The organism is Clavibacter sp., assembly GCF_014802555.1.
Classification (GTDB): Bacteria; Actinomycetota; Actinomycetes; order Actinomycetales; family Microbacteriaceae; genus Clavibacter; species Clavibacter sepedonicus.
On sequence record NZ_JAAVCB010000026.1, the window covers coordinates 1 to 12024 of the forward strand.

The following is a 12024-nucleotide window of genomic DNA, read 5'->3' on the forward strand; positions in this document are numbered from 1 at the left end:
ATTACCGTGGGACATCGAGGCCTCCTGGCGATGGTTGAACTGAACAGCTCCATCAAGCCAGGAGGCCTCTTCACACGCCCCGAAGTGTCACCAACGTCATGGCCGAGTACAGCTAGGCGCTCCCGTCCCGGCGGTCACGCGAGGTCGACGACCGTGCGTCGGTCGGCGTCGCGCGACGCGCGGCGTCAGGCGGGGGCCAAGCCGTAGGACGGCAGCTGTTGTTGGATGACCGCGAACGGGAGGTACGTCATCTTGTCGACGCCCGCGTATCTCCCGTAGCCCACGATGGTTCCGTATATCTTGCCGTCCACGCTCATGACCGGCCCACCTGAATCCCCGTCGAAGATGTTCGGGCCCGCGATGTCGCCCGTGTGCAGGATGGGGTCGGAGACGAACCACGTCCGGGGGAGCTGCCCGGGGACGAAGCCGCAGATGATCCCGGTGGTCCGTCCGCTCGTGCAGAACTGCTCACGCGGCGTGGGGCTGCCGACTCCCCGGACCGGCGTCACCATCGGCCGGTAGTCCCGGGAGTAGGGCGCAGGGGCGAGGACGGAGCCGACCGCGCGCGGCTCATACGCCACGATGACGTGGCAGTAAGGGCCGTAGGACGTGTACGAGCAGATCTGTCGACGCTGCGCGAGGGGCGCCACCGTGATGAGCTCGACGTCGTGCTGATCGGAGACCCAGTCGACGCGCCCCGCGACTCCCGAGCCGAGGAGCACCGCAGCGTGCAACGGATTGCAGTGCTTCGCCGTGAGCACGTACCGCGTCGCCCGCTGCGCCGGAAGCACGTAGGAGGCCACACTGTGGTAGTCGAGCACAGGGCCCGCGGTGCAGAAGCTGCCATCCGAGTTGCGGATCTGGGATCCCGCCATGACCGGTGCCTGGAGGCGCACGGCGTCCACGGCCGAAGCCGGTGTCGCCCCCAGCGGCAGCAGGAGGGCTGCGCCCGCAAGCGTGGCGAGCGCGAACCGGAGTTGTACCGACGGGAGGACGCGTCGGAGGCCGTCGATCACCCGTCCGATGGACGCGCGCGTGAGCAGAGGAAGTCGTCGCATGGGGGCCTGTTCGATTACCGGACGATGGAGGCCGCATGCGGGTGCAGCGGGCGAAGCGAAGTCAAGCAGCTGCACATCGTCCGGGAGCGCGGGTTGCACAGCCTGGAGCACCGCAGCACTCCCGGCGCTCCGGGACAGCGCTCCAGCGGCGGTGGGCGGCGCGCTGATGCTCCGGATCCGCGCCGTCCACCGCCGGGGGAGACCGGATCACGTGTACCAGGTCGGCTCCGGGATCTCGCCGAGCAGCACGTGCCGCCCCACCTCGCGGCGCTTGTAGGCGACGGGGTCGTGGAGGCTGTGGGTGCGCAGGTTCCGCCAGAAGACGTCGAGGCCCACGCTCGACGCCGACGCCCGGGCGCCGGTGAGCTCGAACACGCGCGTGCCGACCTCGAGGCCGTCCTCCACGATGCGCGCCTTCGCGGCCGCGACCCGCACGGCGACCTCGCCCCGCGCCCGCTCCGTCAGCTTCTCGCGCGGCGCGTGCAGGAGGGCGCTGATCTCCGCGCCCACCCGGTCCAGCAGCGCCTCCGACGCCCACACCTTCGACTGCAGCTGCCCGTAGCCCTCGAGCACGTACCACTCGTCCGTCGCGCGCTCCTTGTCGTCGCCGCCGTACGGCCAGGCGCGCGTCGTGCTGCGCGTGTACGCCGCCGCCGTCTCGAGCGCGCCCTCGGCGATCCCCTGGTAGAAGTTCGCGAACACCAGCTGGATCGCGGGCACGTTGAGCGTGCCATAGACGAGGGGGTGAAAGACCTTGTCGACGAACCCGGCGGCGTCGGTCCACGGCACCCGCACGTCGCGGATCTCGACCGAACCCGACTCTGTGAGCCGCTGCCCGAGGCTGTCCCAGTCGTGCCCGAAGACGATGCCCGGCTGATCCGTCGGCACGATCGCGAACACGTGCGTCTCCGTGCCCGCGAGCACGCCCTCGAGAACCGTGAGGTCGGAGACGACGCCGCCCGTGCTGAACGACTTGCGGCCGGAGAAGATCAGGTCGTCGCCGTCCTCGTGGATGACGAGGTCGGAGTCGCGCGGGTTCACGGCGCCGCCGAAGAGGAGGTTCCCGGTGGTCGCCAGCTTCTCGACGGCCTCGATCTGCGCGTCGGTGCCGACGAGCCGCGCCGCCCACGCCCAGAGATAGTGGTAGCCGAGGAGCTGGCCGATGGATCCGTCGCCGCGCGCGACCGCGCGGATCACCTTGTAGGCCGTGTCCCACGTCTGCCCGCCGCCGCCGTGCTCCGCGGGGCCGAGCAGCGTGACGAGGCCGGCGTGCTTGAGCAGCGCGACCTCCTGGTGCGGGCTCGCGCCGGCGCGATCGCGCTCGACCTGGTCGACGGCGAGGATGTCGGCGACCTCGCGGGCGCGGGCGATCCACGCAGCCGGCGTGGTGGGATGCGGGGCGCCCTTCCAGCGGTCGACGGGCGCGTCGCCGAGGGGGGCGGGGCGCGGGCGGTTTGTCTTCGCGTCGGTGGTGCCGTGGGCGGGTGCGGGGGAGCCGGATGCGGGTCGGGGCTCGCGGTCGATCAGGGTCATGTCCTGTCCTCTCGTGAAGGGGCGCGACCGGTGCCGCGCCTCGCGGTGGGGCCACGGTAGGGTCCGGCTCATCGCGCTTCCACGTCTGTGACGAGGAGTTGCCGCATGTGACGACGCATGCCGTCACGAACCGACATGGGATGCGCCTGCGTCGCAGGCGCATCCCATGCGGCGCAGTCCAGGCTGACGGGCCGCCGCTCAGCCCGCCGGAGCCAATACGTAGTTCGGCTGAAGATGGGCGAACACGCTCCACGGCATGTAGTCGATCTTGCGCACGCCGCCGTAGATGCCCCCTCCGCTCACGAAGCCGTACAGCGTGCCGGAGCGGCTCATCACCGGTCCGCCGGAATCACCCGGTTGGACATCCAGCGAGCGATCCTCGGCGGCTCGGATGCCGGGGTGGACGGCGGCGATCGCCGCCGGCGTGGTCGTCCGCACGAGGCCGCATGCGACGCCGGCGCGGATGGCACTCACGCAGAAGACCCTGTCGTCGGGCTCACCGGTCGCCACCAGCGGCGTGCGCTGCTCGCGCCATGTGTTGTCGTCGCGGGTGATGATGCGTCCGACGGCTTGCGGGTGGTAGGTGAGGACGATGCGGCAGTACTCGCCCGCGCTCGTGTGGGAGCACACCGCCGCCCTCTCTGTCGATGGCGAGACGACGATGAGCTCGAGGTCGTGCAGCTCATCCCGCCAGATCACCTTGCCGGGGACGCTCGACCCGAGGGTCACGTTCTCGTTCAGGTCCCCGCAGTGAGCCGCCGTGACCACGTACCGGGTCGCGCCCTCCCACGAGTTGAAGTAGGTCGTCCAGCGGTCGTACTTGAGGACGGCCCCTGCCGTGCATTTGTACCCGCTCGCGTTCCTGATCTGAGATCCCGCCATGACCGGGGTGGCCAAGCGGAGAGGGCTGACCGCGGAGGCCGGGGCGGCGCCCGTGGTGAGGACGAGGGCGGCGGCGGCCAGCGCCGTCACGAGGCCGAGGAGCCGGCGTCGGGGACGCGGGTGGTGAAGGGGGAGGCGCATGCGATGTCGATTCTGATGAGGGCCCGCGAGCGCCGAGCCGCGACGTCAGGCCGGCGTCGGCGTCGCCCTCCGCGGCTGAGCTCGAGGAGGGCGGTGGGCGATCGGGGTGGAGAGATGGGAAGGGAGGATGCGATCGAGAACGACGCGATGATCGGGTGGGCCGACCCGGCTGCCGGTCCCGCCGAACGGAGGCCAGGCAAGCAGATGCGTCCTCCTACTCGCACGCCGTGTCCACATCGCCGACGTCGTACCCTGTTCCGGGCGCACCCGACGCCCGCTCACGAGACCCGCGGAGGACGACACCGGTGGACCAGCTGCTCAGCCGTCTCGATCGGATCGCCGCCGGGCGCCAGGCCGGCCACGTCATCGCCGAGGACATGCGCGACCACCCGTTCACGGCCCGGGCGTTCCGCTGGATCCGGTGGATCCTCGTCGCCGAGACCATCGTGGGCGCGACCGCCGTGGCCATCGCCCTCACGCTCGCCTCGGACGGCATCGCCGTGGCGCCGGCCGTCTGGTTCCGCTCGTTCGTGGTGCTCGCGATGACGCTCACGCTCTACTACTTCGCCTGGCGCGCCTCGGCCGGCTACTGGTGGGCGTACTCGCGACTGCGCCTGTTCAGCCAGATCTTCCCCATCGTGACCCTCGTGATCGCCGCGATCCCCGGCCTCTACCCGCTCTGGATGGTCATCGAGCAGATCGTCTTCTCGCTGCTGCTCATCGGGGTCGCGGACATCCTGCGGAGCGACCACATGCGGGAGGCGTTCCCGAAGCCGGTGCGGGCGCCGCGGGGTGCGGCGGCGGGCTCGTCATCCGCCCGGTCGTCGGGTGGCGCGACCGCCTGATCCGCTGCTGCTCCGCCTCGCCGGACGTGCCGGAGCAGTGCCGCCGATGCGGTAGGCTCTACGAGTTGCCCAGCGATGGGTAGCGGGCTGTGGCGCAGCTTGGTAGCGCACTTGACTGGGGGTCAAGGGGTCGCAGGTTCAAATCCTGTCAGCCCGACGGACATGCCTCGGAAGGACCTAGCGGTCCGGCCGGGGCATTCGTCATTTGCGGCCAAGGGCGTGCCGCGGTGCGCCCTATGCTCTTACGTAAGCGCTGCCGCTACGTGGCGGTCGGCAGCGCGAGCTTCCTTCTGCTCCGCCGCCAGCAACAGCAGTGATCCACTTGCCGGCCTGCGATGTCGGGGGTCGGGCGTCGGCTGCGTCCATGACAGACCTTTACATGAAGAACGGTCGTTCGCTTCATCGTACCGGTGACATGCTGCTTGCGCGCTCGGGAACGTAAGTGGGGAGGCGATTCCCGAGCATGAGCACCACCACCTTCGTTCCGGCGCGCCTGAAGATGGCGCGGGCCATTCGCCAGATGACCGCTACCGCACTCGCGGCCGAGGCCGGCACAACCCCGCCGTGGGTGTCGCAGGCTGAGCGCAGCAAAGATACGCCGAGCCCAGAGTTGATCCGTGAGTTTGCCCGTGTCCTCAACTTGCCTATCGAATTCTTCTATCGGCCTCTTAAGCACCTGCCACCGTCGGATGCCTTCCACTTCCGCGCGACGTCGAGGCTTGCTAAGAAGGATGAAGACATGGCGCGAGCGTTGTCGGCGCTTGCGATGGAGCTGTCTGACTGGATCGAGGACACCTACCGCGCTCCTGAACCGGCGGTTCCTGAGGTGCAGGACTTGATTGGGTCCGACGATGAGGTGGCACCGGAGCAGGCCGCGGAGGCACTTCGCGGCGCCTGGGGGCTCGGCGTTGCCCCGATCAAGAATTTGCTGCAGTTGCTCGAATCCAAGGGCGCCAAGATTTATTCGGCCGGTGGTCCTCTCCAGGCCATCGACGCCTTCTCATTCCGTCACGCGGCGACGCCGGTCATATTCCTGAATGTGCACAAGTCCGCGGAGCGACTGCGCTTCGACCTCGCGCATGAGCTTGGGCATCTCGTCATGCACGGTGGGTCGCTGCACGTCGAGCCTGGTAAGGAGAAGGAGCTGGCGGCGAACGACTTCGCCAGCGCGTTCCTCATGCCGCGCTCAGACGTGCTGGGTTCCATTCGCGGGAACTTGATGCTTGAGGACGTGCTCGTCCTCAAACGGCGTTGGCGTGTCAGCGCGATGGCGCTGAACCTCCGCGCACACCGGCTTGGTGTGATCTCAGAGTGGACCTACAGCACGCTTGCCAAGCAGCTCTCGATCGCCGGCTTCCGACGAGGTGAACCGGGATCCGACCTGCGAGTCGAGTCCTCGAGTCTGCTTACGCAGGTCATGAGCGACATGAGGGCCCGGGGGGATGGCTTCTCGGACATCGCGCGCGTCTTGAACGTTCGCGCACAGGACGTGCAGGATCTGATGCTCGGAATCGTAACCTTTGCGATTCAAGGAGAGGGAATGCGTGCTGTGCGCAGTACCGCCGACCTGCGCGAGGCGTCCGTTGCACCGGTAACGGATCTCAGCAGACACCGCGGCGCGCATCGAGGATGAGTGGAATCAGTGGACGACTTGGAGTCCGACGCTACCGGAGCGTTAGTTAGGGGCCATGTTGCGCGCGGCTGAAGGCACGCCGGGCCCTCCGCCTTTGTTTTATCCGCCGCCTCGGACAATTGGGCGCACCGTCGGATTGTTGTAGTTGCTGGCAATCATGCCGAGATCGAGAGTATGGTTCCACCCGGGGATTTCGGACAGTCGTCAGGGGGCGATAGGGCTACGCGGATCCAGATGTGCTTGCGTAATCGTCTAAGATCAATACGTTTACCCACGGCTTTCACGGCGCCGTCGTTCTGCGGTGTCGCGAAGGGAATGGACAAGCCGTAGCCGAGCTAGTCGGCGCGCTTCTTCTTGTCGCCGGGGTTGATGCCCAGGTGCATTCGGATTCGCAGTTCGCCCGCGCTGCGCCGCGCTTCGCCGCGCCACGAGTTGCCGTCCTGCGGTTTTGGGAGCGCGAGCTCGCGCGGGACGCCGCGGACGTGACCCTCGCCGCGGGCGAGAGAGCGCGAGCGCCACCGTTGAGAGCGAAGGATCGGCGGCGTCACTCGTGGCGCCGGAATCGGGGCCCGCGCCCCTTTCACCCCCATGCGAGGGCTTACGGCGCGGGGAGCCCGCCCATAGCCTCAGGCGTCGTCACTCGACGGCGACCCCTGCCGCTTACCCCTTGGCCGCGGCATCCACCCGAGGAGCTCCATGCCCGTCGTCCTCTCCGCCGCTCCCGCCGGCTGGTTCCCCGACGGATCCGGTCAGCTCCGCTACTGGGACGGATCCGCGTGGACGCAGCACGTCGCGCCGATGGTCCAGCCTGCCGCGACGCAGGCGCCCGCTCCGAGCGAGGCCGCGACGGCGGCCGTCGTCGCGTCGCAGCAGGCCGATGCCGCACGGAACGCGCAGGCCGCTGAGGCCGCCCACGACAAGGCCATGCGAGCCGCCGAGGCTGCGCAGGCGAAGGCCGTCCGCGCCGCGGAGGCCGAGCAACAGCGCGCCACCAAGCTCGCGCATCGCGAGGCGGCCATGCAGGCGAAGGCTGCGGAGCGCGAGGCGGCGGCTCGGGAGAAGAGCGCTCGAGCGGCCGCGGCGACCGCCGCGATGCCCGTGCAGCCTCGCACGCGTGCCAGCGCGGTGCCGGCCGCCCCTGCCGCCCCGAACGCCGTCCTCACCGACACGCGCCCCAGCCGCCACCCGGCGACCACCTGGGTCATCGCGGCGGCTGTCGCGCTGGCGGTGCTGATCACCACGGCGATCGGCGGATTCGGCGGCATGTTCGTGTCCGTCGGACTGGTCGCCCTGATCACCGCGCTGTACCCGCTCTTCACCGGCCGACGCAGCTGGGTCCCGGCGCTGGCTACGCGCCCCCGCAACAGCGCGACGGCAGCTGGCGCGATCCTGCTCCTGATCATCGGCGCCGCCGTCCCCGTGGCCGCATTGGCACCCGGTCCGCGCCAGGCGGATGCGATCTCCGCCAGCGCGAGTCCGACCCCGACCGCCACCCCGACGCCCACCGTGACGCCGACCCCGGTGGTCCACGTCGTAGAGGACGTCAACGCGAAGTCCGCCACGGACGCACGCGCGCTGCTGCGCGAGGCCGGCTACGTCGTCCAGTACGTGCTCGAGACGGGCGGGGTGCCGAGCGTCACCGACGGCATGACCGTGAAGTCGCAGAATCCAGTCGCTGGATCGCGCACGGCCGCGGGATCCACGGTGACGCTCACGCTGCTGGCGCTCGCGCCGACTCCGACGCCCGAGCCCACGGTCGCGCCGACGGTGGCGCCCGCGCCCCAGCCGGCGGCTCCCGCTCCGGCGCCTGTCGCTCCTGCTCCCGCTCCGGCACCCGCAGCTCCCGCGCCCGCCCCCGCGCAGCAGACCGGCGGCATCAACCCCGGCGGCTTCTGCTCGTCGGTGGGTGCCGTGGCGCAGGCCGACAACGGCCGCAGCTACAAGTGCGGCGGCAAGGGTGCCGACGCGAGCGGCCGGTACCACTGGAACACCATGTGATCCGGTCTCATGCGTCGTCGCCCCCACGTCTCCGAGCGGGGAGCGCGGAGGCCACCTGGCTGAAGTAGGGGAGCTGGCGCCACGCAGCGAGGTCGCCGATCACGAACAGCCGCCGGCGAGCGCGGCTCACCGCGACGTTGAGCAGGTTGACGCTCTCCGCGGCCCAGGCGCGCGCGCCGGGCTTGTCGGGATCACCACCGAGCACAAGCAGCACGACCTCGGCCTCGCGTCCCTGGGCGGTGTGGATGGTCCCCGCTGTCAGCCCCGGATAGTCGTACCTGAGAGAGCCGAGGCGATCCGCGACCGACCGGAAGGGCGAGATGGCGATGATCTCCTCCGCCTGGACGCCGAGCCCGAGCAGGTAGTCGATCGCGCTCCGGGCGCGCTCCAGCTGGCGGGGCTGGAGGTGGCTGCCGGGAGTCGTCGCCGGCTCGTCTGCCCAGTGGCTGGGGGTGATGCGAGGACCGTCGGGTCCGTCGAACCGGTCCGGTGGCGTCGCGGAAGATCTGTCGGGCACCGCGTGGAACATCAGCCCGGCGTACGCCATGCGGTTGCAGATCGTGAACATCGGATCGTCACACCTGCGATGCACACGCAGAGGTGCGCTCACCCACACGGTCTCGTCGCCCTGAGGCAGCGATGTCCCGAAGCGTGCCACTCGATCCGCGAGGGTCTGCACAGACGCCCGGGGCGGGATCCACGCGGGCGTCACCCCATGCGCCAGTGCGAGCGCACCGACCGTCTTCTGAGGGACGGAGATGATGGGCGGGAGCTGGAGGGGATCCCCGACGGCGACGACGCGTCGGGCCCGCCAGATCGAGGCCGCGGCGTGCTGCGGCGCCGCCTGGCCGGCCTCGTCGATGAGCAGCCACCCGAGCGCCTCGCGTCCGAGCGAGCCGAACATGCGGCCGGATGACGCGAAGGTGGTGGAGATCGCCGGGACCACGAGGAAGAAGAGCTGCCATGCCGCCTTCGCCTTCTCGCCCTCGAGGTCGGACGGGGAGGTGCCGGCGACGACCTGGCACGCGGCACGCAGACCACGGAGCATGGTCGACGCCGCGTTCGCGAGGAAGTCCCGATGCAGGTCCAGGGCAGCGAGGAAGAGGTCGGATCGCGCGGCGTCGAGCGTGGGGTCGAGCCAGGGCGCGACCAGCTCCCTCTGCTGATCCGTCCGGCCCGCCCCGGGGCGAGGTCCGGTGAGCCGCACGTCGTCCTGCTCGCATTCCGCCGTGGTCGTCGCCACCCGGTGGCGGACACCGGCGAGCTCCGTTCGGGCGGCCCGGACCTCCTCCGTAGCCCGCGTCCGAGCGAGGCGATCGGCCTCGGAACGTCGGCGCTCCTCGTCGTCGTGGGCCGCGGCCTGATCCCGGGCGCGCTCCAACGGCTGCAGCGCCAGGCGCCATTCGCGGACCGCGCGTCCGAGAGAGAGCAACGTCTCCCAGACGCCCGGCTTGACGAGCACATGGTCGTGGATCCGCCCCATCGCGCGCTCGAGCTCGGCAGCGGCGTCCGCTCGTGCGATGGCATGGACGGCGGCCTCGGTCTCCACCTGGGCCGCCCAGGCCTCCAGACGCACCACCGCGGCCGCGGTCTCGCGCTCCTGCCGCCTCAGGCTCGGGAGCACGCGGCGTCGGGCCTCAGCCTCTCGGCGTTCGCGGATCAACTCGTCGACCCTCCGCTCGGCGTCCTGGAACGCACGCCGAGCGTCATCCCACGGCCGGAACGGGTCGGACCCCTTGTCCCACCGCGTGAGCTGCTCCTGCATGCCCCGGACGGGCGCACGGCCGTGCGCCGCGAGCCTGTCGCTCTGCTCTCCAAACCAGAAGGCGGAGTAGAACGTGCCCCGGTTCTCCTTCTTCCCGAGCCTCGCTGCGACGAGGCCCCATGCACTCCGTGCCGTCGCTGTCCGGGGACGGCGTGGATGCGCCGGTCCTCCTCATCAGCAGGGACGCGAGCTCACCGAAGTAATCCGCCGATGCCCGCCACCGCGCGTCGATCGCGTCGCGTCCGGGGATCTGCGAGGAGATGTTCTCCACCGCGGAGTTGTTGGACGACGCCACGACCATCTCGAAGCCCGTGAGCTCCGGCCGGAGCTGCGGCACGGACATCCTGTGCCCCTGAGGCCCGTTCCACTGGTGGACGACGGAGGTGAAGGCGTCCTCGGGCCTCGCCAGCGCGGCGAGGCGCCGAGCCCGCTCGGTGACGTTGCCCGCGATGAGGTCGCGCAGCATCGTCGTCTTGCCGGTCCCCGGCGGGCCGTTCACCCCCATGAGGCCCGCTGTCGGCGCCAGGTCGTGCAGCGCGTGATCGACGGCGAACTGCTGGCTGGTGGCGAGCGGATGCTCCGGGGTCGTAGGCCATCTGCCCTTCGGGAGCCGCTCGATCCCCGCGCCCGCTTCCATGGCGTCGAGGTCCGCGACCACGTCGATGCGCCGATCCTCCGCCACGTCCTCGTCACCGGTGAGGTAGGCCGCCAGGGCGGCTCCCACGTCCCCCCGGGCGACCTGCTCGGACAAGGAAGTGAGGTCCTCGAGGTGGAAGCTGTTGAGGAAGTCGATCTCGGGCGCGCCCTCCGCCGTCCGGAGGGACATCGGAACGCTCTGGATCCGGATGGCATCGGTCGCGAGGTCGGCGTCCCCGACCAGCCCGGCCGAGGCATGAGCCAGCCGGAGGAGTCCGGAGAGGGCATCACCGTCGAGCGGTTCGAGACCCGCTTCTCCTGCGTCCGCGCGCACACCTTCGTACTCGTCGACCGCTTCGGTCCAGGCCTCAGCTGCACGGCCGAACCCGTCGATCCATTCACGGCTCGTCGTCACCGAGCTCGAGAGGTGTCCAACCGCCCATGAGGCCGAGGACAGGATCGCGGAATCGGGGACGTACCTCCCGCCGTCGTCGACGAGTAGGCCGGCCGCCGCCGTGGTGCCTCCCCGACGTTCCTGGTAGGCGTCGCGATCCTCCGGGAACAGCGCGTGCAGCCGCGCGAAGGTCGCCTCGACGGGATACGCACCGAGGTAGACGGTGTGCCGCCACACGCGATTCGCACCGTGGCGCGGAGGGGGAGGGGGAAGGGTATCCCATGGCAAGGGGTCACCGGGGCGCCAGGCCGAGACCCGGGTCTCGGAGGCATCGGTCCGGGCGGTCACCGCGGGGACCGGCTGTGGGTTCAGCAGCTCCAGCAGGAGCCAGAAGCGCAGGGTGCGGAGCTGATGGTCCTGGGTGCGTCGTTCGTCCATTCGGACATGATCACGGATGGCCGGGGCCGTCTGGGCGCTGTGCCCCGAATGCGTGTCGCGTGGTATGGGGTCACGCGACTCGGTCGTGCCCGACCGCGTGGGACCCGCGCCCGCCGACCCTCACCGCACCATCCGCATCGTGACCATCTCCGCCCCCTGGTACATCCGCCGCTCCACGCCGCCATCGCGCGCGAACCCGTTCCTGCGGTAGAACGCCTCCGCGCGTGGGTTGTCGTCGGCGGCCCAGAGGTAGGCGGGGGAGTCGCCGACGGCCGCGTCGATCAGGGCTTGGCCCGCGCCCGAGCCGTGGGCGGACGCGACCACGTTGATCGCGTACAGCTGGAAGGGGCGCGGCGGATCCTCGTCACGGGCCGGTCCCGCGAGGGCGAAGCCGACGATGCGGTCGCCGTCGAGGGCGACGAAGGGCGGAGCGGCGGCCGAGGAGGCCAGCGTCCCGCGCCACTGCTCGGCGCGCGCCGCGACATCGAGCCCGGCGAGATACTCAGCCGGCAGCAGGTGCGCGTACGTCTCCTGCCAGCTGCGGACGTGGACCTCGGCGATCCCCTCGGCGTCGTCGGGCACGGCGTGACGGACGGTGGGGTGCGCGGTCATCCTGCGACCCTAGGGGGAGCGGGCACCCGACGGCGGAGTCGACGGCGGGGAGGCGTCACGCTGGCGCCGGAACGGCGAGCAGGTGGTCG

Annotated in this window: 10 protein-coding genes and 1 tRNA gene; 5 read left to right on the plus strand and 6 right to left on the minus strand. The window is 70.5% G+C overall.

The features are described from left to right. A partial coding sequence (locus tag HDR73_RS02980; RefSeq protein WP_287136216.1) for a hypothetical protein occupies positions 1–207 on the plus strand: 207 nt, incomplete at its 5' end. Here HDR73_RS02980 and HDR73_RS02985 read toward each other — a convergent pair. The 3 genes from HDR73_RS02985 to HDR73_RS02995 form a co-directional block, all read right to left on the minus strand. Next, positions 186–1058, minus strand: coding sequence for a trypsin-like serine protease (locus tag HDR73_RS02985; RefSeq protein WP_133064120.1), 873 nt, complete (start codon positions 1056–1058; stop codon positions 186–188). The two genes, HDR73_RS02980 and HDR73_RS02985, sit on opposite strands and share 22 nt — an antisense overlap. A 207-nt stretch (positions 1059–1265) precedes the next feature. Beyond that, entirely contained in the window at positions 1266–2591 is a 1326-nt protein-coding gene (locus HDR73_RS02990) for an acyl-CoA dehydrogenase family protein (RefSeq protein WP_198433875.1), read from the minus strand. A gap of 198 nt (positions 2592–2789) precedes the next feature. Beyond that, positions 2790–3614, minus strand: coding sequence for a chymotrypsin family serine protease (locus tag HDR73_RS02995; RefSeq protein WP_041464472.1), 825 nt, complete (start codon positions 3612–3614; stop codon positions 2790–2792). Between the two features lie 305 nt (positions 3615–3919). Here HDR73_RS02995 and HDR73_RS03000 point away from each other — a divergent pair, with 305 nt between their 5' ends. The 4 genes from HDR73_RS03000 to HDR73_RS03015 all read left to right on the plus strand — a co-directional run bounded on the left by HDR73_RS03000 (position 3920) and on the right by HDR73_RS03015 (position 8090). Beyond that, on the plus strand, positions 3920–4459 hold the full coding sequence (locus tag HDR73_RS03000) for a hypothetical protein (protein ID WP_012298655.1): 540 nt from the start codon (positions 3920–3922) through the stop codon (positions 4457–4459). An 83-nt stretch (positions 4460–4542) separates the two neighbouring features. Next, positions 4543–4616 (plus strand) — tRNA-Pro (locus HDR73_RS03005). A 306-nt stretch (positions 4617–4922) separates the two neighbouring features. Next, positions 4923–6092, plus strand: coding sequence for an XRE family transcriptional regulator (locus tag HDR73_RS03010; protein ID WP_049791903.1), 1170 nt, complete (start codon positions 4923–4925; stop codon positions 6090–6092). Between the two features lie 696 nt (positions 6093–6788). Continuing rightward, on the plus strand, positions 6789–8090 hold the full coding sequence (locus tag HDR73_RS03015) for a DUF2510 domain-containing protein (RefSeq protein ID WP_012298658.1): 1302 nt from the start codon (positions 6789–6791) through the stop codon (positions 8088–8090). 7 nt (positions 8091–8097) lie between these two features. Here HDR73_RS03015 and HDR73_RS03020 read toward each other — a convergent pair whose 3' ends face one another. The 3 genes from HDR73_RS03020 to HDR73_RS03030 all read right to left on the minus strand — a co-directional run bounded on the left by HDR73_RS03020 (position 8098) and on the right by HDR73_RS03030 (position 11935). Then, entirely contained in the window at positions 8098–9855 is a 1758-nt protein-coding gene (locus HDR73_RS03020; protein ID WP_287136217.1) for a DEAD/DEAH box helicase, read from the minus strand. Further along, on the minus strand, positions 9797–11323 hold the full coding sequence (locus tag HDR73_RS03025) for a hypothetical protein (protein ID WP_012298660.1): 1527 nt from the start codon (positions 11321–11323) through the stop codon (positions 9797–9799). The genes HDR73_RS03020 and HDR73_RS03025 overlap by 59 nt, the downstream gene beginning before the upstream one ends. 120 nt (positions 11324–11443) lie before the next feature. After that, a complete protein-coding gene (locus tag HDR73_RS03030) occupies positions 11444–11935 on the minus strand; it encodes a GNAT family N-acetyltransferase (protein WP_041464473.1) in 492 nt (163 codons plus the stop codon). Positions 11936–12024: the final 89 nt, after the last annotated feature.